Source organism: Klenkia terrae (genome assembly GCF_037083865.1).
Taxonomy (GTDB): domain Bacteria; phylum Actinomycetota; class Actinomycetes; order Mycobacteriales; family Geodermatophilaceae; genus Klenkia; species Klenkia terrae.
On the sequence record NZ_JBAPLV010000023.1, the window covers coordinates 22,691 to 44,780 of the forward strand.

At 76.3% G+C, this 22,090-nt stretch carries 21 protein-coding genes and 2 tRNA genes; 13 read left to right on the forward strand and 10 right to left on the reverse strand.

Features of this window, described 5'->3' with window-relative positions:
* Positions 1-13: 13 nt before the first annotated feature.
* Genes UXQ13_RS18160 through UXQ13_RS18170 form a run of 3 tightly spaced genes read right to left on the reverse strand, consistent with a single transcriptional unit; the run spans position 14 to position 2,992 of the window.
* Positions 14-1,804, reverse strand: coding sequence for a hypothetical protein (locus UXQ13_RS18160; RefSeq protein ID WP_336392654.1), 1,791 nt, complete (start codon positions 1,802-1,804; stop codon positions 14-16).
* Positions 1,805-1,861: 57 nt separating this feature from the next.
* On the reverse strand, positions 1,862-2,767 hold the full coding sequence (locus UXQ13_RS18165) for a hypothetical protein (RefSeq protein WP_336392655.1): 906 nt from the start codon (positions 2,765-2,767) through the stop codon (positions 1,862-1,864).
* Between the two features lie 54 nt (positions 2,768-2,821).
* Positions 2,822-2,992 (reverse strand): hypothetical protein, encoded by a 171-nt coding sequence (locus UXQ13_RS18170; RefSeq protein WP_336392656.1) that lies wholly within the window; start codon positions 2,990-2,992, stop codon positions 2,822-2,824.
* A gap of 126 nt (positions 2,993-3,118) precedes the next feature.
* Between UXQ13_RS18170 and orn the strand changes: the two genes are divergently transcribed.
* The 6 genes from orn to UXQ13_RS18200 all read left to right on the forward strand — a co-directional run bounded on the left by orn (position 3,119) and on the right by UXQ13_RS18200 (position 7,461).
* On the forward strand, positions 3,119-3,763 hold the full coding sequence (gene orn / locus UXQ13_RS18175; protein WP_336392657.1) for an oligoribonuclease: 645 nt from the start codon (positions 3,119-3,121) through the stop codon (positions 3,761-3,763).
* A 43-nt stretch (positions 3,764-3,806) separates the two neighbouring features.
* Positions 3,807-3,882: transfer RNA gene (locus UXQ13_RS18180), tRNA-His, on the forward strand.
* A 90-nt stretch (positions 3,883-3,972) separates the two neighbouring features.
* Positions 3,973-4,569 carry a sigma-70 family RNA polymerase sigma factor gene (locus UXQ13_RS18185; protein WP_336392658.1) on the forward strand — a complete coding sequence of 199 codons (597 nt, stop codon included), beginning with the start codon at positions 3,973-3,975 and terminating at the stop codon, positions 4,567-4,569.
* Complete coding sequence (locus UXQ13_RS18190) at positions 4,566-5,636, forward strand: hypothetical protein (RefSeq protein ID WP_336392659.1); 1,071 nt, start codon at positions 4,566-4,568, stop codon at positions 5,634-5,636. Before UXQ13_RS18185 ends, UXQ13_RS18190 begins: the two co-directional genes overlap by 4 nt.
* 116 nt (positions 5,637-5,752) lie before the next feature.
* On the forward strand, positions 5,753-6,619 hold the full coding sequence (locus tag UXQ13_RS18195; RefSeq protein WP_336392660.1) for an ABC transporter ATP-binding protein: 867 nt from the start codon (positions 5,753-5,755) through the stop codon (positions 6,617-6,619).
* The gene (locus UXQ13_RS18200) at positions 6,616-7,461 is read left to right on the forward strand and encodes an ABC transporter permease subunit (protein WP_336392661.1); all 846 of its coding nucleotides are present in this window, start codon (positions 6,616-6,618) and stop codon (positions 7,459-7,461) included. The genes UXQ13_RS18195 and UXQ13_RS18200 overlap by 4 nt, the downstream gene beginning before the upstream one ends.
* Positions 7,462-7,534: 73 nt before the next feature.
* Here UXQ13_RS18200 and UXQ13_RS18205 read toward each other — a convergent pair whose 3' ends face one another.
* Positions 7,535-8,758 carry a L,D-transpeptidase gene (locus UXQ13_RS18205; RefSeq protein WP_336392662.1) on the reverse strand — a complete coding sequence of 408 codons (1,224 nt, stop codon included), beginning with the start codon at positions 8,756-8,758 and terminating at the stop codon, positions 7,535-7,537.
* A 169-nt stretch (positions 8,759-8,927) separates the two neighbouring features.
* On the opposite strand from UXQ13_RS18205, the gene UXQ13_RS18210 reads away from it, so the two are divergent.
* Both UXQ13_RS18210 and UXQ13_RS18215 read left to right on the forward strand, forming a co-directional pair.
* A tRNA-Lys gene (locus UXQ13_RS18210) sits at positions 8,928-9,000 on the forward strand.
* A gap of 69 nt (positions 9,001-9,069) precedes the next feature.
* Positions 9,070-9,435, forward strand: coding sequence for a hypothetical protein (locus UXQ13_RS18215; protein WP_336392663.1), 366 nt, complete (start codon positions 9,070-9,072; stop codon positions 9,433-9,435).
* On the opposite strand, the gene UXQ13_RS18220 is transcribed toward UXQ13_RS18215, so the two are convergent.
* Positions 9,419-10,576: an MFS transporter gene (locus tag UXQ13_RS18220; protein ID WP_336392664.1), complete on the reverse strand. Its 1,158-nt coding sequence runs from the start codon at positions 10,574-10,576 to the stop codon at positions 9,419-9,421. The two genes, UXQ13_RS18215 and UXQ13_RS18220, sit on opposite strands and share 17 nt — an antisense overlap.
* Positions 10,577-10,645: 69 nt before the next feature.
* Here UXQ13_RS18220 and UXQ13_RS18225 point away from each other — a divergent pair, with 69 nt between their 5' ends.
* A complete protein-coding gene (locus UXQ13_RS18225) occupies positions 10,646-11,179 on the forward strand; it encodes a gluconokinase (RefSeq protein WP_336392665.1) in 534 nt (177 codons plus the stop codon).
* Here UXQ13_RS18225 and pruA read toward each other — a convergent pair whose 3' ends face one another.
* Positions 11,180-12,805, reverse strand: coding sequence for an L-glutamate gamma-semialdehyde dehydrogenase (gene pruA, locus UXQ13_RS18230; RefSeq protein ID WP_336392666.1), 1,626 nt, complete (start codon positions 12,803-12,805; stop codon positions 11,180-11,182). It abuts the gene before it with no gap.
* Between the two features lie 91 nt (positions 12,806-12,896).
* Positions 12,897-13,823 (reverse strand): proline dehydrogenase family protein, encoded by a 927-nt coding sequence (locus UXQ13_RS18235; RefSeq protein WP_336392667.1) that lies wholly within the window; start codon positions 13,821-13,823, stop codon positions 12,897-12,899.
* A 96-nt stretch (positions 13,824-13,919) separates the two neighbouring features.
* Here UXQ13_RS18235 and UXQ13_RS18240 point away from each other — a divergent pair, with 96 nt between their 5' ends.
* Genes UXQ13_RS18240 through UXQ13_RS18250 form a run of 3 tightly spaced genes read left to right on the forward strand, consistent with a single transcriptional unit; the run spans position 13,920 to position 18,122 of the window.
* Positions 13,920-15,056: a PucR family transcriptional regulator gene (locus tag UXQ13_RS18240; protein WP_336392668.1), complete on the forward strand. Its 1,137-nt coding sequence runs from the start codon at positions 13,920-13,922 to the stop codon at positions 15,054-15,056.
* 13 nt (positions 15,057-15,069) lie between these two features.
* Positions 15,070-15,738 (forward strand): biliverdin-producing heme oxygenase, encoded by a 669-nt coding sequence (locus UXQ13_RS18245; RefSeq protein WP_336392669.1) that lies wholly within the window; start codon positions 15,070-15,072, stop codon positions 15,736-15,738.
* Positions 15,735-18,122, forward strand: a complete 2,388-nt coding sequence (locus UXQ13_RS18250; RefSeq protein WP_336392670.1) for a SpoIIE family protein phosphatase — start codon at positions 15,735-15,737, stop codon at positions 18,120-18,122. The genes UXQ13_RS18245 and UXQ13_RS18250 overlap by 4 nt, the downstream gene beginning before the upstream one ends.
* A gap of 6 nt (positions 18,123-18,128) precedes the next feature.
* On the opposite strand, the gene UXQ13_RS18255 is transcribed toward UXQ13_RS18250, so the two are convergent.
* Genes UXQ13_RS18255 through UXQ13_RS18265 form a run of 3 tightly spaced genes read right to left on the reverse strand, consistent with a single transcriptional unit; the run spans position 18,129 to position 20,984 of the window.
* A complete protein-coding gene (locus UXQ13_RS18255) occupies positions 18,129-19,139 on the reverse strand; it encodes an NAD(P)-binding domain-containing protein (RefSeq protein WP_336392671.1) in 1,011 nt (336 codons plus the stop codon).
* A gap of 49 nt (positions 19,140-19,188) precedes the next feature.
* Complete coding sequence (locus tag UXQ13_RS18260; protein ID WP_336392672.1) at positions 19,189-19,959, reverse strand: class I SAM-dependent methyltransferase; 771 nt, start codon at positions 19,957-19,959, stop codon at positions 19,189-19,191.
* On the reverse strand, positions 19,956-20,984 hold the full coding sequence (locus tag UXQ13_RS18265) for a methylenetetrahydrofolate reductase C-terminal domain-containing protein (protein WP_336392673.1): 1,029 nt from the start codon (positions 20,982-20,984) through the stop codon (positions 19,956-19,958). The genes UXQ13_RS18260 and UXQ13_RS18265 overlap by 4 nt, the downstream gene beginning before the upstream one ends.
* A gap of 146 nt (positions 20,985-21,130) precedes the next feature.
* On the opposite strand from UXQ13_RS18265, the gene UXQ13_RS18270 reads away from it, so the two are divergent.
* The gene (locus UXQ13_RS18270) at positions 21,131-22,084 is read left to right on the forward strand and encodes an ATP-binding protein (RefSeq protein ID WP_336392674.1); all 954 of its coding nucleotides are present in this window, start codon (positions 21,131-21,133) and stop codon (positions 22,082-22,084) included.
* The last annotated feature ends 6 nt before the right edge of the window (positions 22,085-22,090 follow it).

Consider the following 22,090-nt stretch of genomic DNA (forward strand, 5'->3'; position numbering starts at 1 on the left):
AGCCTGAGCCGGGTCAGCGGGTGGGGACCAGCTCCACGCCGTCGTCGGCCAGCTGCTGCAGCGCCCCGGCGTCCCCGGCGGCGTCGACCCACGAGGTCTCCACGATGACCGCGACGTCGTCGGCCAGCAGGCTGGCGTAGTCCGCGTCCGACAGCGCCTCCGGGCCGCCGGTGTACCGGGACCCCTCCCGCAGCAGGTCGCTGACGTTGCCGGTGCCCGACACGTCGGTCAGCGACAGCAGCGCCTGCGCCCGGGTGGCGTCGGGCATGGTCACCCGGGCCACCGACACGACCGCGGGCACGCCGTCGACCTCGGCCGACCACAGCGACCGGGACAGCCCGAGGCAGTCGGTGGTGCCGAAGAAGCTGGTGACCGCACCGTAGGAGTGGCTCCGGCAGCTGATGTCGTAGGAGACCACCTCGAGGGTGTACTCGGTGTCGCCGACCACCTGCGTGGTGCCGACCGGCAGGCCGGCCGGCGTCGCCGGGCCGGTCGTGGTCGGGGCCGCCGAGGAGGTGGGGGTGACCGTGGGTGCCGCGGCGTCGTCGTCGGACCCGCTGCGGGTGAGCAGGAACCCGCCGACGCCGAGCAGCAGGACCAGCACCAGCGCGCCCAGCACGACCAGCAGGCCGCGCCGGGACCGGCGGGGTCGCTCGCGCTCGGGCGCCTGCGGCGGGGCGGCGGTGGCCCAGGCGGGCGGGCGGTGCTCCTCCTGCCGGGGTGGGTGGGGGTCGTCGGCGAAGATGCCGCCGATGCCGTCGGTCTGGTCGACCTCGGCGGGCGGCGCGCTGCGCGGCACGATCGCCTGGGTCTCGTGCCAGGCCGGCTCGGGCTCCTGCTCCCGCTGGGTCGGGGCCGCACCGGTGGACGGGCCCCCGGTGAGCGACACCGTGTCGTGCGCGGGGCGCGGGGCCGGCGCCTGCTCGGCGGCGACCGCGGCCGCGGCCAGCGCCGCCGCGGCGGCGGGGTCGACGAGCGGGCCGTTCGGCCCGCCGACCGGCGCCCCGGAGGACCCGGGACCGGTCGCCGGCCAGTCGGGCACCAGCGGGGTGACGGCCGGCTGCACGCCGGTGGGCGTCGCGGTGGGTGCGGCGGTCCGCACAGCCGGCTGGCTGGCCAGGGTGGCCGGGGCCAGCAGCTCCCGGCGGCGCAGCACGTAGGGCGAGTAGGGGAAGCCCTCGCCGTTGAGCTCCTCGACGGCGGGGCTGCGGCCGCGGACGCCGAGCGCCTCCAGGGCGGCCCGGACGTCGGCCGTCGTCCAGAGGCGGGGGTTGTCGGTGCCGGCGTAGCGCCCGGCCCGGGCGATGCCCAGCAGCAGGGAGCGGGACTCCAGCAGCGCGACCTGGTCGCCCTCGCCGAGGTCGCCGTCGGCGGGGACGAGCCCGGTGAGCTCCCCGTGCAGCACGGTCAGGCGGGCGATCCGGCCGGGCTCCAGCCCGGCCCGGCGCAGCCGGACGGCGGCCTCCATGCCGGCCCGCATCAGCCCGTCCAGCGGCGTGGAGCCGCCGCCGGCCAGCCGCAGCACGTCACCGGGTCCGGCGCCGGGCCCGATCGTCCAGGAGCCCTCGGGCAGGACGGTGACCACGCCGGACTGGCGGACCACCTCGACCACCCGGACGACGGCGATGCCCTCGGGCACCAGCACGACGGCGTCGCAGATCCGGCGGTCCATCGGACCGTCGGACAGCGCCAGGGAGGCCACCAGCGCGCCGCGGACCGAGCCGCCGGTGTCCCAGCTGCCGAGCTCGGTGAAGAAGGCGCGCTCGGCGGCCGTCTCGAGCCCCGAGGGCGGAAGGATCAGCACCGGGCCTCCTGGGTCATCGGGTCCGACGGTACGACATCTCCGCGACCCGACCGGGACTCACGGTGCTGGCGCGCCGCCTGCGACCGCTGCGGCGCGGTGGTCCAGGGCCAGCGGGGCCCGCCACCTGGCCCACCGCCCGGTGCGCCCGACCCGGTCGACCACCCCCCACAGGACGGCGAAACCGATCCACACCACCGGGGCGACCGACCACTGCCACGGCGGGATCACCGCGACGAACTCCTGCACGAAGGCGGCGGCGAACACCGCGGCGGCGACGGGGACACCGGCCGCCCAGCCCGGCACCCGCCAGGTGACCGCGCAGTCGACCAGCACGGCCCCGGCCAGCAGCATCACCGGCAGGACCGAGGGCGGGAAGCCGGTGGCGGCCAGCAGGCCCCACACGACGGCCCGGTAGCCCAGGTAGGTGGCGGTCAGCAGGGTCGCCGTCCACCGCAGGCCGACGACCTTGCGGGCGACCACGAGGGTCAGCAGGCCGACGCAGACCAGCCAGGCCGGGTGCACCCACGGCGGCACCGGCAGCATGAAGCTGGTCGGCGAGGACCCCTGGCCGGCGGCGAAGTCCAGCAGCTGCTGCTCGGCGGTGGTGTGCCCGTCGCGGTAGGCGGCCAGGGACAGCACGCCGTACTCCTGGTGCTGGTTGGGGAACAGCACGTTCTCCAGGAAGAACAGCCACAGCCCCAGGTGCACGGCCGTCCGGACCCGGCCCGGTGCGGCGTACAGCCACCAGCCGCGGATCGCGCCGGCCAGCATGATGCCGGTGCCGACGTAGAGCAGGACGTGGCTGGGGCTCCAGCTGGTGATGTCCAGGCCGTTGACCCGGTGGTTGATGATGTCCACCGGCACGGCGACCAGGAACGTCGCCGTCCCCACCTGCATCCAGCGCAGCGCCCGGCGGTCCACCCCCCGACCGCTGCGGCTGTGCACCACGACCAGGGCGACCACGAGCACGGTGCCCGCGGAGTTGAGCAGGTGCGGCGGGGCGAGGTCGTCGCGCAGCTACGTGAAGTGCCAGGAGACGTCCCACGAGGAGCAAAGCATCGTCAGCGCGAAGGCCAGCAGCCAACCGCCGCAGAGCCAGCGCAGCGCGGCCAGCGGGTGCCGGGCGACGGCGCGCACGGAGGCGGGCGCCGTCCGGCCGACGTCGGCCAGGTGGGTGTCCAGCGTCATGGGGAGCGCTCCTGCGGCAGGCGAGACCGCAGCGCACCGGCGCCGGGCCCTCAGGTCGGCCCTCCGCGCGCCGCGCCGTGCGGCGGGTGGGACCTCGGGGGTCGGTGGTGCGTACTGTCCGGTTCCGTGGCAGGCAACGGAGCGCACAACCTGGTCTGGATCGACTGCGAGATGACCGGGCTGGACCTGGCGTCGGACAAGCTCGTCGAGATCGCCGTCGTGGTCACCGACTCGGAGCTCAACGTCCTCGACGAGGGCCTGGACGTGATCATCCACGCCGACGAGGACGCCCTCGCCGGCATGGACGACGTGGTGGTGGCCATGCACGCCAAGTCCGGGCTCACCGAGGCGGTGCGCGCGTCGACGGTGACCCTGGCCGAGGCCGAGGAGCTGGTGCTCGCCTACGTCAAGCGGTTCGTCCCCGAGCGCCGCAGCGCCCCGCTGTGCGGGAACTCGATCGGCACCGACCGGGGATTCCTGGCCCGGGACATGCCGACCCTGGACGACCACCTGCACTACCGGATGGTCGACGTCTCCTCGATCAAGGAGCTGGCCCGCCGCTGGTTCCCCCGGGTGTACTTCAACCAGCCGGCCAAGGGCCTGGCGCACCGCGCGCTGGCCGACATCCTGGAGTCCATCCGGGAGCTGGCGTACTACCGCGGTGCGGTGTTCGTGCCCGCGCCGGGACCGTCCACCGAGCAGGCCCAGGTCGCCGCGGCCGCGGCGACCGACACCTACGCGTCGCTGCTGGCCCCTCCGCAGGCTCCCTGAGCACTCCGGTACTCTTCCAACGCCCCGTTCCGCGGGTGCGACGGTGGGTGTAGCTCAGCTGGTAGAGCGCCAGGTTGTGATCCTGGATGTCGCGGGTTCAAGTCCCGTCACTCACCCCACCCGGTCCCCCGGTCAGCCACCGCTGGCCGGGGGATCGTCGTCTCCGGGCATCGGTGTCACATCCCGGGGGTGGGCGGTGCTGACAGGGTGTGGACCTCGTCGCGACCGGAGCCTCGACGGGACCGGCCGGCCGGCTGGTCGCCGTCGCGTCGGCCGGTGCCAGGAGAAGGGACTCCCCGGCCGTGGCCGACCGCCAGCTGCACGCCGTGCGCGGTGACCTCGAGCAGGTGTTCCGCCGGCACTACCCCGCCGTCGTCGCCGTCGCCGCCCGCGTGCTCGGCGGGCGCGCCGAGGCCGAGGACGTCGCCCAGGAGGTGTTCCTGTCCTTCGGGCGCTCCACGGTGCCGGCCGGCGAGGCGGGCGGCTGGTTGTCGGTGGCCGCCGCGCACACCGCGCTGAACCACCTGCGGTCGGGACGCCGGCGCAGCGACCGCGAGGTCGCGGTCGTCAGCGGCGAGCCCACCACCGTCCCGGACGTCGTCGACGACGTCCTCGCCCGCGAGGCCCACGGGCAGGTGCGCGCCGCCCTGGCCGCGCTCCCCCGCACCCAGGCCGGGGCCCTCGTGCTGCGGCACAGCGGGCTCAGCTACGCCGACGTCGCCACCGCCCTCGACCTGTCCCCCGGATCCGTCGGCACGACCCTCCGTCGTGCCGAGGCCGCCCTGCGCAAGGAGCTGCACCAGTGAACCGTCACCCGAACCCCGGCGTGCTGCGCCGCCTGGTCGACGAGCCGGCCGGGGTCACCGACGCCGACCGCGCCCACGTCGCCGGCTGCGCCGACTGCCTGACCGGGCTGGCCGACGCCACCGCCGACGCCACCGCCGCCGGCGCGGCCCTGCGCACCCGGGCCGACGACGTCGACGTGCCCGCGGCCTGGGACCGGCTGTCGGCCGCGCTCCCCGCCGCGGCGTCGCCGGCCCGCACCGCCCGGCGACGCGGCCGGGCGCCGCGGGCCGCCGGCGTGCGCCGCCCGCTGGCCGCGGCCGTCGCCTTCGCGGCGGTGCTGTCGGTGGCCGGGGTGGCTGCCGCCAACGACTGGCTGCCGGTCTTCCGCACCGAGCAGGTCGCCCCGGTGGCCTTCGACAGCGCCGACCTGGTCGCGCTGCCCGACCTGAGCGCCTACGGCACCGTCGAGGTCACCGGCGACGGCGACCTGCACACCGTCGCCGACCCGGCGGCCGCCGCCGCCGAGACCGCCCTGGACGTGCCCGAGGTCGCCGAGCTGCCCGGTGGCGTCGTCGGCGACCCGAGCGTGCAGGTGGGTGGCCAGGCCTCCGCCGTGTTCACGTTCTCCAACGACCTCGCCGCGCAGGCCGGTGGCCAGGCGCCGCCGGCGGGGCTGGACGGCAGCCAGGTCCGGCTGGTCGCCGGCCCGGGCGTGGCCCAGATCTGGTCCTCGGCGTCGGGCGTCCCGGCGCTGGTAGTGGCCACCGCCGTCGCGCCGTCGGCGGACTCCTCCGGGGTGCCCTTCCAGACGCTGCGGGACTACCTGCTGTCGCTGCCCGGCCTGCCCGACGACCTGGCCGCCCAGCTGCGCACCTTCACCGCCGACGGCTCGACCCTGCCCCTGCCGGTGCCCGCCGACCTGGTGGACAGCTCCTCGGCCGACGTGGACGGCGTCACCGCGACTGTGCTGGAGAGCCGCGACCGGTCGATGGCCGCCGTGGTCTGGGTCGAGGACGGCGTCGTCACCGCCGTGGCCGGCTCCCTGGGCGCCGACGAGGTGCTCGAGGTCGCGCGGGGGCTGCGCTGACCACCACGCCGGGCGACGCAGCCCTGCGCGCCGCCGCCGAGCTGGTCGCCGGGCTGCCGCCCGCGCCCGCGGCCTGGTGCACCGGGCTGCGCAAGCGGTACCGGAAGCAGACCGCGGTGCACGACGTCTCCCTCCAGGTGGGCCGGGGCGAGGTGGTCGGGCTGCTGGGCCCCAACGGGGCCGGCAAGACCACGGTGATCAAGATGCTGCTCGGCCTGGTGCGGCCCGACGGCGGCGAGGCGCTGCTGCTCGGCCGCCCGGCCGCCGAGCCGGCGGCCCGCGCGGGCGTGGGCTACCTGCCCGAGCTCTTCCGGTACCAGCCGTGGCTCACCCCGGCCGAGGTGCTGGCCCTGCACGTGCGGCTGGCCGGGGCCGCGGTCAGCGACGCCGAGCGGCGGGAGTGCCTGGCGACCGTGGGCCTGGCCGGGCGGGGCGACGACCGGGTCGGCGGCTTCTCCAAGGGCATGCAGCAGCGGCTCGGTCTGGCCGTCGCGCTGGTCGCCCGGCCGGAGTTCGTCGTCCTGGACGAGCCGACCAGCGCGCTGGACCCGCTGGGCCGCGCCGACGTGCGCGACATCGTGCTGGACCTGCGGTCCCGCGGCGTCGCGGTGCTGCTCAACTCCCACCTGATCGGGGAGGTCGAGCGGGTCTGCGACCGGGTGGTCGTGCTCGACCGGGGTCGGGTCGCGGCCGCCGGCACGCTGGCCGAGCTGCTGGGCCAGCGCGAGCTGCGGCTGCACCTGACCGGGCTCACCGCCGAGGCCGAGGCCCGGCTGGCGCGGACCGGCGGCGTGCACCGGGAGGGCGACTGGCTGACCGTCGCCGTCCCCGCCGACGACGAGACCGTGGCCCCCGCACTGGTGCGCGACCTGGTCGGCCTGGGGGTGTCGGTGCACGCGGTCGAGCCGGTGCGGATCAGCCTGGAGGACCGGCTGCTCGGCATCCTGCGCGAGGGCGCCGCGGACCGGGCGGCCCAGCCGTGACCGTCGTGCTGACGGTGGCCGCGCTGACCGTGCGCGAGGCCTCCCGGCGGCGGGTGGTGCTCGCCCTGGGCGTGCTCACCGCGGCGCTGGTGGGCCTGAGCGCGCTGGGGTTCACCCGGCTGGCCGGGGAGTCGCTGACCAGCGGCGAGGCCCGGCTGGTCGCCTCGATCCTGCTGAACCTGGTGATGTTCGGCTTGAGCCTGGTCGCCGCGCTGGGCACCGCGTTCCTGGCCGGCCCGACGCTGGCCGGGGAGACCGAGTCGGGCACCGCCCTGTCGATGCTGGCCAGGCCGGTCCGGCGCTCGGCGTTCCTGCTGGGCAAGACGCTGGGCCTGGTCGCCTTCGGCAGCGGGTTCGTCGTCCTCGCCGGGCTGGCCGAGATCCTGGTGGTCGGGACGACGGTGGACTACTGGCCGCCGTCGCCGGTGACCGCCCTGCTGCTGCTGGGCGCGCAGACCGCGGTGCTGCTCACCCTCACCGTGCTGCTGTCGACCGTGGTGTCGCCGATGGCGTCCGGGGTCATCGCGGTGGGCCTGTTCTGCACCACCTGGGTGGCCGGCGTCGTCGGGGCGATCGGCGGGTCGCTGGGCAACGACGCGGTCGAGCGGGTGGGCAGCATCTCGCGCATCCTGCTGCCCACCGACGGGCTGTGGCGGGGCGCGATGAACGCCTTCCAGGACCCCGGCGCGCTGGCCGCGTTCGGCGGCGCGGACCAGGGGGCCGGCGCGTTCCCGTTCCTCAGCGTCTCCCCGCTCACCCCGGTCTACCTGGGCTATGCGGCGCTGTGGGTGGCGATGGTCTGGGGCCTGGCGGCCCTCGCCTACTCCCGCAAGGACCTCTGACCGGCCGGGTGCCCGGACGCACGACGGGCTCCCGATCCGCCGGGTGGATCGGGGGCCGTCGTGGTGGTGCGGGTCAGCCCAGCGCGCTGCCGGCCACCCACTGGTCCCACGGGATGGCCCAGTCGTAGATGTCGCCGTCGGCGCGGGACAGCGTCGGGCCGACGGAGTTGACGATCTCCACGACGTCGCCGGGCTGGCTGAAGTCGTAGAACCACTGCGCCCGGTCGGTGGACAGGTTGATGCAGCCGTGCGAGACGTTGCTGGAGCCCTGCTGGCCCACCGACCACGGCGCGGCGTGCACGAACTCGCCGTTGTTGGAGATCCGCGTGGCGTACTGCACGTCGGTCCGGTAGCCACCGGGGGCGTCGACGGCCAGGCCGAAGGTCGAGGAGTCCATCGTGATGTCGGCGAACTTCTCCAGCACCACGTGCGCGCCGTTGCGGGTCGGGTTGGCGTTGCTGCCGGCGCTCATCGGGTAGGTCTGCACGACCTGGTCACCGGAGGACACGGTGAGGGTGTGCGTCGCGGCGTCGGCCACCGACACGTGCTTCTCGCCGACGGAGAAGGACACCGATCGGTCCTTCTCGCCCCAGATGCCGTCGCCCATGTCGACGCCGTAGAGGTTCGCGTCGATGGTGACCTGGGTGTTGGCCGGCCAGTAGGTCGAGGGCCGGAAGTGCACCTCGGAGTCGCTGATCCAGCTCCACCGGCCGTCGGTGGGCGTGGAGCTGGTGACCACAAGGTTCCGCTCGACCTCGGCCTTGTTGGTGACGGCCTCGTCGAAGTAGACCCGGATCGGCATGCCGACCCCGACGGTGGTGCCGTCCAGCGGGCCGATCGAGGGCGTGGAGACCGAGCCCGGGGTCACCGTGGTGAACGAGCCGGAGGCGTCGCTGCTGGCGCCGTCGACGTTCTCGGCGGTCGCGGTGACCGTGTAGATGGTGCCGTAGGCCAGCGGCGCCGACGGCGTCCAGAGGCTGGTGACCCCGGCGGCGTCGGCGGCCGGGGCCGGCACCTCGCTCAGCGTGCCGGCGACCGGCGCACCGGCGCCGTCGGTCACGGTCACCTCGGTGACCGAGCCGCCGACGACCGTGGCCTGCAGCGGGGTGGCCGGGGAGACGTCGGTGGCGCCGTCGGCGACCGACAGCGACACCACGGCGGGGTCGGCCGGGGCGGCGCTGGTGCCGGCGGCACCACCGCCACCGCTCGAGGCCTCGGGACCGCACCCGACGAGTGCGACGAGCACCCCGGCGGTCCCCAGCGCCAGCACGGCACGTCGGTTGAACTGCAACGACACGAAGATTCCCCTCACCCCACTGCCGGTCGCAGCGGATCGCGACCGGCGGTCGCCCCAGTGTCCACCCCGGGACTGACAATCCGCTGTCACCGAGGACACGCCACCCCGGCTCGCCACCGGGTCCCCGGGACGTGTATCTTTCTCCGAGTCGCTGGTGATCAGCGGCGCCGCGCCATTAGCTCAATTGGCAGAGCAGCTGACTCTTAATCAGCGGGTTCGGGGTTCAAGTCCCTGATGGCGCACCCACCCCAGATCGGCCCCGTCCCCACCGGACGGGGCCGTTCTGCTGTCGGGACCCCCGGGAGGACCAGATGAGCACGGCCGAGGACGGACGACGACGCGCCGAGCAGTACCTGCGCCTGGTGGCCGCCGGGGAGCAGTCCGCGGCCGACGAGCTGCTCGCCGGGGTCACCGACCTGGCGGAGCTGACCTACCTGGGCGCGGCGTTCACCGCGATCTCCCGCAGCGGGGCCCGCACCCTGTCTCCCGCCCACCGCGCTCAGGCCACCGGCCGGCACATGCGGCTCACCGCGCTGCGCGACAGCGCGAAGCGCGACCCGGCGGCGCTGCGCACCTGGCTGGCCGCCCTGGCCGGCGAGGCGGTCTTCGTGCGCGGCATGCTCGACGTCGCCGCCGCGCGCGCCGCCCAGGACGGGCCGGTCAGCGGGGCCGGGTGACCCGCAGCGCGAGCGGCACGGCCAGCACCAGCGCCGCGGCCAGCACCGCGTAGGCCAGGTCCAGCCCGAGCGCGGCGGCCAGCACGCCCACCGCGAGCGCGCCGATGCCGGTGCCGGCGTCGAAGGCGGCGTTCCACACGGCGCTGGCCGTCGTCGTCCCGTGTTCCCCGGCGCGGGCCATGGCGACCACGATGGTCGTGTTCTGCACCCCGCCGAACGCCGCGCCGAAGGCGGCGGCACCGAGCAGCACGGCCACGTCGCTGCCCAGGCCCAGGGACAGCGCGGCCAGACCGGCGGCACCCACGAGCAGCGCCGGCGGGAGCACCACCCGGCTGCCCACCCGGTCGGCCAGCACGCCGCCGCCCCAGCGGGCCACCGCGCCGACGACGCCGAAGACCAGCAGCGCCGCCGTGGCCACGAGCCCGTCCGGGCGGGCGATCGGCAGGAAGGTGACCAGGCCGGCACCGGCCAGGGTGACCACGAGCAGCACCGCGGAGGGCCCGAGCGAGGCCCGCACGGCCGGTCCGGACGGCTGGCCGGACGCCTGGGTGACCGCCCCCGGCACGGCCCGGACCAGCGCCGGGACCGCCGCCAGCCCCAGCACCGGGACGGCGGCCAGCCACGCGACGACCGGGAAGTGCCCGCCCAGGGTGAGCGCCACCCCGCCGGGCACCGCGGCCAGCGTCGGCACCGCCAGCGCCAGTCCGTAGACGCCGAGCGCCTCGCCGCGCCGGGACTCCGGCACCGCCCGCGCGGCGATGGTCGAGCCCAGCACGGTGAGCACGCCGAACCCTGCCCCGCGCACCGTCGAGACCGCCGACAACCAGGCCAACGAGTCGCCCAGCAGGTACAGCGGGGCGGGTGCGCCGAGGGCGAGCAGGCCGGCGGCGAACACCGGGCCCAGCCCGCGGCGGGCGACCAGCCGTGGCACCGCGACCTGGGTGAGCACGGTGGCGGCGAGGAACACCGTCGTCACCAACCCGGCCGCGGCGACGCCGGCACCCGAGCGCACCGCGTAGGAGGGCAGCGCCGACAGCGTCGCGGCGTAGCTGGTGAACCCCAGCACCGAGGCCGCCAGCAGCGCCCGGACGGCGGGCACCCGCCACACCGCACCCGTCTCCTGCACGTCTCCCCCGGTCATCAGCTCCGCGATCATGCCTGCCGCCCCGGGGCCAGGAGCCCCCGGGCTCCCGTCCCCTACGGTCGTGGGATGGCCGCCTCCCCCCGACCCGCGCCCGTCTCCGTCGTCGTCATGGGGGTGTCGGGCACCGGCAAGACCACCGTCGGCGTCGGCATCGCCGAGGCACTGGGGTGCGACTTCGTCGAGGGCGACGACCTGCACCCGGCGGCCAACGTCGAGAAGATGCGCTCGGGCACCCCGCTCACCGACGAGGACCGCTGGCCCTGGTTGCGGGCGGTGGCCGGCCGGGTCGGCGAGCACGAGGCCGCAGGCACCGACCTGGTCATCACCTGCTCGGCGCTGCGGCGGGAGTACCGCGACCTGCTGCGCGACGGGCACCCCTCGGTGTGGTTCGCCCACATCGACACCCCGCGCGAGGTGCTGGAGCAGCGGCTGCGGGAGCGGAAGGGCCACTACATGCCCGGGTCGCTGCTGGACAGCCAGCTGGCCACCCTGGAGCCCCTCGCCGACGACGAGCCCGGCCACGCCTACACCGGGCAGGGCTCGGCGCAGCAGACCGTGGACGGACTGCTGGCCGAGCTCGCCGACGAGCGGCCCCGCTGATCAGCCCATGTAGGGGTAGGCGTGCGACCGGGGCGGGGCGAAGGTCTCCTTGACCACCCGGGTCGACGTCCAGCGCTGCAGGTTCTGCGCGGCGCCGGCCTTGTCGTTGGTGCCCGAGGCGCGGGCGCCACCGAAGGGCTGCTGGCCGACGACGGCGCCGGTGGGCTTGTCGTTGACGTAGAAGTTGCCCGCGGCGTTGCGCAGCACCCGGGCGGCGTGCGCGATCGCCGTCCGGTCCTGGGCGATGACCGCACCGGTGAGGGCGTAGGGGGCGACGGACTCCATCTGGGCGAGGACGGCGTCGTAGTCGGCGTCGTCGAACACGTGGACGGCGAGGACGGGCCCGAAGAACTCGGTGCGGAACACGTCGTGCGTCGGGTCGGTGCCCTCCAGCACGGTCGGCCGGACGAACCAGCCCTCGGCGTCGTCGCAGGTGCCGCCGGCGACGACCGAGAGCGCGGAGTCGCCGCGCGCCCGGTCCAGCACGCCGGACAGCTTCGAGAAGGACTTGGCGTCGATGACCGCGCCCAGGAAGTTCGAGAAGTCGGTGACCGGCCCCATCGGCAGCGAGTCGACCAGCCCGGCGAGGTCGTCGCGCAGCCGCGTCCACAGCGAGCGCGGCACGTAGGCCCGCGAGGCGGCCGAGCACTTCTGGCCCTGGTACTCGAAGGCGCCGCGGACCATCGCAGTGCGCAGCACCTCGAGGTCGGCGGAGGGGTGGGCGACGACGAAGTCCTTGCCGCCGGTCTCCCCGACGACCCGCGGGTAGGTGCGGTAGTCGGCGATGTTCGCGCCGACGGTGCGCCACAGGTGCTGGAAGACCGGCGTCGAGCCGGTGAAGTGGATACCGGCCAGGTCGCGGTCGGCGAGCACCACGTCGGAGACCGCGACGCCGTCGCCGGGCAGCATGTTGATGACCCCGTCGGGCAGGCCGGCGGCCTCGAGCAGGCGCATCAGCTGGTGGGCGGCGAACTGCTGGGTGGGCGCGGGCTTCCAGACCACCGTGTTGCCCATCAGGGCCGGCGCGGTGGGCAGGTTGCCGGCGATGGCGGTGAAGTTGAACGGGGTGACGGCGTAGACCACGCCCTCCAGCGGGCGGTGGTCGACCCGGTTCCAGACCCCGGGCGAGGACACCGGCTGCTCGGCGTGGATCTGCCGGGCGAAGTGCACGTTGTAGCGCCAGAAGTCGGCCAGCTCGCAGGCGCTGTCGATCTCGGCCTGCTGGGCGGTCTTGGACTGCCCGAGCATGGTGGCCGCGTTCAGCGTCTGCCGCCACGGCCCGGCCAGCAGGTCGGCGGCCTTGAGGAAGACCGCGGCCCGGTCGTCCTGGGACAGCTCGGCCCAGCCGGGGGCGGCGGCCTTGGCCGCGGTCATCGCGTCGGCGGCGTCGGCGGCCGTCGCGTGCGCCGACGTCCCCAGCACCTGGGCGTGGGCGTGCGGGGCGACGACGTCGAACGCCGCGCCGCCGGCCATCCGCTGCCGGCCGCCGATCGTCGCGGTCAGCTCCTCCGGGGCCGCGGCCAGGCGGACCAGCTCGGCCTGCAGCTCGGTGCGCTCGGGCGAGCCGGGGGCGTAGTCGAGCACCGGCTCGTTGCGCGGGGCGGGGACCTGGGTGATGCCGTCCACAGAAGGAGCTCCTTGGATCGAGTAGGTGGTGCGGCTGCCCTTCAGGGGCCCGCGGCGAGCGTGCGAGTCGAGGGGGAAGGGTGGTCCTTCCTCAGCCTTTCGTCACGAGGGAGCGGAGGAAGAACTGCACGTTCGCGGGGCGCTCGGCCAGCCGCCGCATGAAGTAGCCGTACCAGTCGGCGCCGTAGGGCACGTAGGCCCGGACGGTGTGCCCGTCGGCGGCCAGCCGCTGCTGCTCGCCGGTCCGGATGCCGTAGAGCAGCTGGAACTCGTAGCTGTCGGCCGACCGGCCGGTGCGGCCCACCAGCTCCAGGGCCAGGGCGATCATCGCCGGGTCGTGCGTGCCGGCCATCGGGTACCCGTCGCCGGTGAACAGGATCTCCAGGCAGCGCCGGTAGGCGGCGTCGACCTCGGCCTTCTCGGTGTGCGCCACGGTCCGCGGCTCGGCGTAGGCGCCCTTGACCAGGCGGACCCGGGAGCCGGCGACGGCGAGGTCCCGGGCGTCGGCCTCGCTCCGGTGCAGCGCGGCCTGCAGGACGGCGCCGGTGCCCGGGTGGTCCCGCCGCAGCTCGGCCAGCACCGCGAGCGTGGAGTCCACGGTGCGGTGGTCCTCCATGTCCAGGGTGACCGTGGTGCCGACCGCCGTCGCCGCCTCGGCCACCGGCCGGACCAGCTCCAGGGCGAGGTCGTGGCCACCGGGCAGCGCCTGGCCGAACGCCGACAGCTTCACCGACACCTCGGCCGCCCGGCCCAGCTGCAGCGGCGCCAGGCCGTCGAGCAGGGCGAGGTAGGCGTCCCGGGAGGCCACCGCCTCGGCGCGGCTGGTGATGTCCTCGCCGAGGTGGTCGAGGGTCACGGCGATGCCGTCGCGGCGCAGCGCGTCCACCGCGGCCAGCGCGTCGGGCAGCGTCTCCCCCGCGACGAACCGGTCGACGACCCGCCGGGTGACCGGGGTGCCGACGACGACCTTGCGCAACCCGGGACGGCGGGACGCGACGAGCAGAGCCTGACCGAGCACGAGGACCTCCGGGCGGTGGGGACTGGCTCGAACCTAGGAGTGAGGTGTCCGCGGTCACCAGCGACAGCTGTCCGGACTCCTTCGTACGATCGTCTGATGCGGGACGACCTCCAGGACCTCGTGGACGAGGTGTCCCGGCTGCTGGGCGCCCCGGCCACGCTGGAGGACACCGGGTTCACCCTGCTGGCCTTCTGCGCCCAGGGCGACGAGGTGCTCACCGGCCTGGACGCGGTCCGCACCCGCTCGATCCTCACCCGGGGGTCGACGGCGGCCACCCGGCAGTGGTTCCGCGACTTCGGCATCGACCGGGCAACCGGACCGCTGCGCACCCCGGCCGACCCCGTCGCCGGCATCCTGACCCGGCTCTGCCTGCCGGTCCGGCACCGCGGCCGGCTGCACGGGTGGCTGTGGCTGCTCGACGAGGGCCGCACCGACCTCGCCGACCCCGACCCACCGGGGCTGGCCGCCGCCCTGGCCCTGGCCGACCGCGCCGGCGAGCTGCTGGCCGCCCGGCCGGTCCCCGTCGACGTCGGCGGTGACCTGCGCGCCGCGCTGGCCGCCGACCGGCCCGCCGCCGACCGCCTGGGTGCCCGGCTCGGCGCGGACACCCCGGTCGCGGTGGTGGCCCTCCGCCCGGCCGGCGACGGGCTGCCCGCCGGGTGGGCGGCGCCGGGCGCGGGCGCGGTGAGCACCGTGGTGGGCCGGCAGGTCGCCGTCCTGCTGCCGCTGCCGCACCTGGCCGACGACCGCCCGGCCGTCGCGCTGTCGGCCGCGGCGCTGCACCGCCTGCCGACCGGCAGCACCGCCGGGGTCAGCAGCCCACGGTCGGGGTGCGGGGCGCTGCCCGACCAGTGGCGGGAGGCCGTCGACGCCGCCCGGGTGGCCGGTGCGGTGCCGGCCCTGGCCCCCGTGGCCTCCTGGGCCGAGCTGGGCGCCTGGCGCCAGGTGGTGCGCCTGGACGGACCGGACCCGGCGTTCGCCGCCCTGCTGGGCGACCCGGTGCTGACCCGCACGGCCGAGGTGTGGCTGGACCAGGCGGGCTCCCCGCAGCGCGCCGCGGCCGAGCTCGTCGTGCACCGGCAGACGCTGTACTACCGCCTGGGCCGGATCGCCGAGGTGACCGGTCTGGACCTGGCCGACGGCGGGGACCGGCTCGCGCTGCACCTGGCCGTGCGCGCGGCGCGGCTCGCCGCGAGGGGCGGTCCGCGGCCCGGACCGGGTGGCCTGATCTAGGGTCGTCGGTCTGATGACCAGGCAGCCGACCGGGCCGGACGCCGCACCACCCGACGTGATGCTGGCGCTGCGCACCGGCACCGCGGGCGAGCACCAGGAGCTCGAGGACACCCTCGACCTGCTCGACCCGGCGCTGGACGCCGTCCGGCTGGCCGCGGTGCTGGCCCGGATGCACGCCTTCTGGGTGCGGGCCGAGGACGGCCTGGACACCTGGGCGCGGACGCACCCGGGCGACGCCGCCGCGGTCGACTGGGCCGCGCGCCGGCGGGCCGGCCTGTTCGCCGCGGACCTCGCCGCCCTCGGCGGTGACCCCACCGCGCCGGCGCCCGTCGAGGTGCCCGCGCCGGCCTCCACCGACGAGGCGCTGGGCGCGATGTACGTGCTGGAGGGCTCCACGCTGGGCGGGGTGTTCATCGACCGGCACCTGGCGACCCTCCCGGGGCTGGCGCAGGCCGGTCCGCTCACGGCGTTCAGCCCCTACGGCGAGCAGACCGGCGCCCGCTGGGCGGCGTTCCGCCGGGCGGTGCGCGACCACGTCGCGCGCGGCGGTGATCCCGACGCGCTGGTCGCAGCCGCACGACGTACCTTCCGGTTGATGGCCTCGTGGTGCGCCGACGTCCAGCAGGGCGCGTCCGGTCCCGCCTCCGGACCGACCACGACCCGCGGAGGTGTCCCCGCGTGACCGAGACCCAGCCGACGCCGTGGCTGGCCCCCGGCACGCCGGTGGACCTGACCAACTGCGAGCGCGAGCCGATCCACGTCCCCGGCAGCATCCAGCCCCGCGGCGTGCTCCTCGCGGTCAGCGAGCCGGACCTGGTCGTCGAGCAGGCGTCGGCCAACCTGGCCGACGTCGTCGGCGTGACCTGGCAGGCCGCCCTCGGCCGACCGCTGGCCGACGTCCTGGGCACGGTGCCCGCCCAGGCCGTGGCCCGCAGCGCCGCCGCCTTCGGCGACCTGCGCGAGCGCAACCCCGTCGAGCTCACCCTCGACCGCGACGGCACCCCGGTCCCGGTCGACGCGATCCTGCACCGGGCGCTGCACGGCTCCCCCGGCCAGCAATCGCTCAAGGACGCGACCGGCCCGGTCGACGCGGCCGGCCGGCCGCTGGCCAGCAGCCTGGTGATCGAGCTCGAGCCGGCCTTCGGCCCGCGCCCGTTCAGCTTCCCCAACACCTACCAGGCCGTGCGCGGGACCATCGCCGAGCTGAACCGGGCGAGCGACCTGCAGTCCCTCTACGACATCACCGTCCAGGCCGTCCGCAGCCTGACCGGGTTCGACCGGGTGATGCTCTACCGCTACGACACCGACTTCAACGGCGAGGTGGTCGCCGAGGCCCAGCACGGTGGCCTGACCTCCTTCCTCGGCCTGCACTACCCGGCCTCGGACATCCCGGCCCAGGCCCGGGCGCTGTACGAGAAGAACTGGATCCGGCTGATCTCCGAGGTGCCCTACACCCCGGCGGTCATCCACCCGGTCGACCACCCCGCCACCGGGCGGCCGCTGGACCTGACCTACTCCACGCTGCGCAGCGTCTCCCCGATCCACGTCGAGTACCTGGTCAACATGGGCGTGGCCTCGTCGATGTCGATCTCGCTGCTGCGCGAGGACAAGCTGTGGGGCCTCATCGCCTGCCACCACTACGCCGGTCCGCACGCCCCGCCCTACGCCACCCGCGCGGCCGCGGAGTTCCTGGCCTCCACCCTGTCGCTGCGGCTGGTCGACCGGGCGGCCGAGGAGGAGGTCCGCCGGGCGCTGCGGGCGCGCTCCACGCTGGCCTGGCTGACCGCGGCCACCCTGGACGAGGAGCGCCCGCTGGCGGACTCCCTGCTGGGGACCCCCGATCTGCTCGACCTGGTCCCGGCCGACAGCGTCGTGGTGCACCTGGAGGGCCACACCGCCGTCCGCGGCGTCCCGGTGGACGAGACGGTGGCCGCCCGCGTCGCCGCCTGGGCCGAGGGGCTGCGCCGCGACGTGGTCGCCACCGAGTCGCTGACCGCCGACGCCCCCGCGCTCGGCGTCCCGGTCGAGGTGGCCTGCGGCGCCCTCGCCGTCCCGCTGCCCGAGGGCCAGTGGGTGGTCTGGCTGCGGCAGGAGAAGATCCGCTCGGTCGACTGGGGCGGGGACCCGCACCACAAGGTCCGGGTCGTCGAGGACGACGGCGAGGTCCGCATCTCCCCGCGGCAGTCCTTCGACCGCTGGCAGGAGACGGTCCACGGCCGCGCCGAGCCGTGGACGGCGGCCGAGGTCGGGGAGGCCACCGAGCTGCGGACCAACCTGCTCGAGGCGCTCTACGCCCGGACCCGACGGGTGGCCCGGGCCGCGGAGACCCTGCAGCGCAGCATGCTGTCCGAGCCCCCGCAGCCCGACCACGTGCAGATGGCCGTCCGCTACGTGCCGGCCGCGCGCGAGGCCCAGGTCGGCGGCGACTGGTACGACGCGTTCACCCAGCCCGACGGCGCCACGATCCTGGTGATCGGCGACGTGGTCGGCCACGACACCGAGGCCGCCGCGGTCATGGGCCAGCTGCGCGGCCTGCTGCGCGGCATCGCCTTCGACAGCGGCCACGGGCCGGCCGAGGTGCTGCGCCGGCTCGACCGGGCCGTGGAGGGGCTCCGGCTGGAGGCCGTCGCCTCGGTGCTGGTGGCCCGGCTCGAGCAGACGCCCGAGGAGGTCGAGCAGGGCGTCACCCGGCTGGTCTGGTCCAACGCGGGGCACCCGCCGCCCGTCGTCCTGACCGAGGACGGCCGCACCGAGCTGCTGACCGGGCCCCGGGCGGACCTGCTGCTGGGCGTGCACGCCGGTGCCCCGCGGCGCGAGCACGAGGCGACGCTGGCCCGCGGCTCCACGGTGCTGCTGTACACCGACGGGCTGGTCGAGCGCCGCGACCAGGTCTTCGACGACGGCATCGCCGCGCTCCGGGACCGGCTCACCACGCTGGCCGACACCCCGCTCGAGGAGCTGTCGGACATCCTGCTGGCCGACCTCGTCCCCGACCGGGCCGAGGACGACATCGCCCTGGTCGCCGTCCGGCTGCACCGCCAGGACCGGCCCCGCCCCGACCGGTAGGCCCGCTCAGCCGCCCAGGGTGGCCAGCAGCTCCCGGACGGCGGTGCGGCCGGCCCGGTTGGCCCCGATCGTGCTGGCCGACGGGCCGTAGCCGACCAGGTGCAGGCGGGGCTCGGCCACCACCCGGGTGCCCTCCACGGCGATGCCGCCCCCGGGCCCGCGCAGGTGCAGCGGGGCGAGGTGGTCCAGCGCGGCCCGGAAACCGGTGGCCCACAGCACCACGTCGACGTCCAGGGTGCGGGCCGGGTCGTCCCAGGCCACCCCGGTCGGGGTCATCCGGTCGGGGACCGGCAGCCGGTCCAGCACCCCGCGCTCGCGGGCCCGGCGGACCTCCCCGGTGACCGGCAGCCCGGTCACCGACACCACGCTGCCCGGCGGCAGGCCGGCCCGGACCCGCTGCTCCACCAGGGCCACGGCCGCCCGGCCGGCGTCGGGGTCGAAGTCGGTCTCCCGCCACACCGGCGGCCGCCGGGTGACCCAGGTGGTGCGGGTCACCTCGGCGACCTCGATGAGCAGCTGCAGCGCCGAGATGCCGCCGCCCACCACCAGCACGTGCTGGCCGGCGAAGTCGGCGGCCTCGGGGAACTGCGCGGCGTGCAGCTGCCGGCCGCGGAAGGTCTCCCGGCCGGGGTAGGCGGGCCAGAACGGCCGGGACCACGTGCCGGTGGCGTTGACCAGGCCGCGCGCGGTCCAGTCGCCCTCGCTGGTCCGCAGCGCGAAGCCGTCGACGGTCCGGGTCACCCGGCGGACGGCGACCGGCCGCCGCACCGGCAGCGCGAAGTGCACCTCGTACTCCGCGAAGTACCGGGCCATCGCGGTCGAGGCGCGCTCGGCGGGGTCCCCGGTCAGCGGCAGCCCGGGCAGGTCGGCGATGCCGTTGGCCCGGTCCAGCCGCAGCGAGGCCCACCGGTGCTGCCAGGCGCCGCCGGGCGCGGCGTCGGCGTCCAGCACCACGAAGTCCGCGCCCGCCCGCTGCAGGTGGTAGGCCGCCGACAGCCCGGCCTGCCCGGCCCCCATGACCACCACCTCTGCGTGCACGCCCGCGCCAACGCCCGGGGTGCCGCCGTCATGCCCGGCGGGTGGCCACCACCAGGGTCGGGCGGAGGGCCTCGGCGGCCAGCAGGTCCCCCATCCGGCCGGCCTGCCGGGCCGAACGGCCGTGCCGCGGGTCGTCGCCGTGCCGGCGGGCGACCTCGGCGTCCACCGCGTCGGCGGCGTCGTCCCAGCCGGGCGGGTTGTCGTGCAGGTCGGCCGGCGCCCGCTCGACCACGTCGAACCCGGCCGCGTCCAGCAGCCGGTCCAGCTCGTCGTCGGTGGGGAACTCGTTGCCCTCCGGGGGCGGCGACGGCAGCTCGTCCACCACCTGCACGAAGACCAGCAGGCCCAGTCGGCCACCGGGACGCAGCACCCGCCGCAGCTCGGCCAGCGCACCGGCCTTGTCGCTGGTCGTGCACAGCACGCCCAGGCTCCAGGCGGCGCCCGCGACGCCGTCGGCCAGCGGCAGCGCCTGGCCCATCGCCGCCGCGGACGGCAGCCCGAACAGGTACCGGGAGGCGTGCACCGCCCCGACCATGGGCTCGCAGCAGACCGGGCGCACCTGGCGGTCGCCGGCCACCCAGGCGGCCGGGCCACCGACCCCGGACCCGGCGTCGACCAGCAGGTCGCCGGGCGCCAGCGCCAGCCGGTCGGCCAGCCAGCGCAGGGACCCCACGCTGCCCGAGCCCCGGCACCCGGCGGGCAGGCCGTACCCCGGGCCGAGCGCCCGCACGGCCTCCTCCGTCCACGCCGCCGCGACCCCGAACTCGTCCTCCATCGCCGCGCTGTCCAGCTCGCTCATGCCTGTCCCTCCCGGATCCGTCGGGCCACCTCGGCCTTGGTGCGCGCGCCGGCCAGCACGCCGCGGTCCGAGGCGAGCCCGGACAGGTTGACCCCGACCACGCCGGGCACCGCCAGCAGCGCCCGCGCCTCGGCCACGGCGGCGGCGATCCCGGCCTCGACCGGGTCGGGTGCGGCCAGCACTCGCTTCACTACGGCGGCGTCCAGGTGCAGGCCGGGGAAGGCCTGCAGCACCCGGGCCGACCGCTCGTCGGTGTAGACCGCGACCGACGCCAGGAACGGCAGCGTCGCGCCCTCGCTGCGGCACGCCTGCACGAAGGCGGCGACCCGGGCCGGGCCGGAGACGTGGTTGAGCACGCAGAGCGCGGCGCCGGCCCGCTGCTTGAGCGCCACCCGCGCCGGCCGGGCGGCGGTCGGGGGCGCCTCCGGGGACTCCGGGACGGCGGCGCTCAACCCGACCCGGGCAGCCAGCTCGGCCAGCCGGGGTCCGTCCAGGTCGAACACCTGGGTGACCCCCGGCCGCACCCCCGGCCCCCGGCCGTCGCCGGTCACGCACAGCACGCCGTCCACCCCGACCAGCGCCAGCCCGGCCAGCTCCTGCTCCAGCACCAGCCGGTTGCGGTCCCGGCAGGCGAGGGTGACCCAGGGCCGGCCACCGGCGGCGAGCACCTCGGCGGCCAGCAGGGTCGGCGGCAGGTCGGGCCGGTTCTGGTGCTCCCCCAGCAGCAGGCCGTCCGACCCCGCGGCCAGCTCGGCGACGACCGCCCGGACCGACGCGGGGTCGAAGGGCGCCACGGTGAGGTCGGTGAGGACGACCGGCCCCGCCGCCGCCCGGGCCAGCAGGCTGCCGGGCCGGGGGGCGGGCACGGGCACCGGCTGGTCCCACGGCGGCGCCGGGTCGGCGAGGAAGGTGCACGGGTGGTCGGCCACCTCGCAGCCGCCGTCCGCGCGCACGCCGCCGCACGGGCCGAAGACCATCCGCTTGGGACAGCCGACCCGGGCGGGTGCGGGCAGCGTCGTCGTCACCCCCGGACCGCTGCCCGCCGCCGGGGGGGTGTCAACCCCTCCGGCGAACATCACACCCCGGGACGACGAGAGGGGGCCGGGTGATGTGTGCAACCCCGGATCGCGGGCATGCATGAGAAGTGCAGGTCGACGGCGGGGGTGGACACGTGAGCGGGACGGCTCCGGTGGGGTACGTGCACGCCGCTCGGCTGGGCGCCGCCGGACCCGACACCGCCGCGGCGCTGGCCCCGGTGCTCCGGGCCGGGCTCGGCGCCGGCGGCTCCGTCGTGCTGGCCTGCTCCGCGCCGCTCGCTGCCGCACTCCAGGACCAGCTGCCCGGGCCGGGTGTGCACACCGTGGACCCCGCGCCGCTGCAGGGCCGGGCGCCCGACGCGCTGGCCGGCTACTCCGCGCTGCTGGACCGGTTCGGCGGGACGCGGTCCCGCGTGCAGCTGGTCACCGACAGCGTGGGCCTGCTGGGCCCCGGGATGGCGGCCTGGCTGCAGACCGAGGCCCTGCTGAACCACGTGCTCGCCGACCGCACGGTCGACCACTTCTGCATGCTCGACGAGGCCGACCTGGGCCCGGAGGTCGCCCGCGCGCTGGCCTGCCACCCCGGCCTGCTCGGGGGCGACGGCGTGCTGGACAACCCGGACCGGCGGGACCCCGCCGAGGTGCTCCGCTCGCTGTGGGCCGCCCCGGGCCCGGACCCGCTGGAGACCACCCGACCGACGCTCGAGGTCGAGGACGTCGTCAGCCTGCGCGACCTGCGCCGGGCGCTGACCGCCAGCCTCGCCGACGGGCCGCTGGACCCCGACGAGGCCGGTGACCTGGTGCTCGCCATCGACGAGGTGGTCTCCAACGCCGCCGAGCACGGCGTGCCCCCGGTCGACGTCCGGCTGTGGGTCACCGAGCAGCGCGTGCTGTGCGTGGTGGCCGACCGCGGGCAGGGCTTCGACGAGCCGCTGGCCGGATACGGCCCGGCGCACGGCCGGGACCTCTCCGTCGGCGGCATGGGTCTGTGGCTGGCCCGGCGCGCGGTGGACCGGATGACCACCGCGCCGCTGGCGCACGGCGACGGCTGCGTCGTCCGGCTGGTCATCGACCCCCGCACCGCCTGACCCGGG

Bases quoted from the DNA above. Each gene is read 5' to 3' on its own strand.
- UXQ13_RS18215 (WP_336392663.1), top strand. From the start codon at position 9,070: ATGAGCACGGCCGAGGACGGACGACGACGCGCCGAGCAGTACCTGCGC.
- UXQ13_RS18245 (WP_336392669.1), top strand. From the start codon at position 15,070: ATGACCAGGCAGCCGACCGGGCCGGACGCCGCACCACCCGACGTGATG.
- UXQ13_RS18220 (WP_336392664.1), bottom strand. From the start codon at position 10,576: ATGACCGGGGGAGACGTGCAGGAGACGGGTGCGGTGTGGCGGGTGCCC.
- UXQ13_RS18225 (WP_336392665.1), top strand. From the start codon at position 10,646: ATGGCCGCCTCCCCCCGACCCGCGCCCGTCTCCGTCGTCGTCATGGGG.
- UXQ13_RS18260 (WP_336392672.1), bottom strand. From the start codon at position 19,959: ATGAGCGAGCTGGACAGCGCGGCGATGGAGGACGAGTTCGGGGTCGCG.
- UXQ13_RS18170 (WP_336392656.1), bottom strand. From the start codon at position 2,992: ATGACGCTGGACACCCACCTGGCCGACGTCGGCCGGACGGCGCCCGCC.
- UXQ13_RS18255 (WP_336392671.1), bottom strand. From the start codon at position 19,139: ATGGGGGCCGGGCAGGCCGGGCTGTCGGCGGCCTACCACCTGCAGCGG.
- UXQ13_RS18240 (WP_336392668.1), top strand. From the start codon at position 13,920: ATGCGGGACGACCTCCAGGACCTCGTGGACGAGGTGTCCCGGCTGCTG.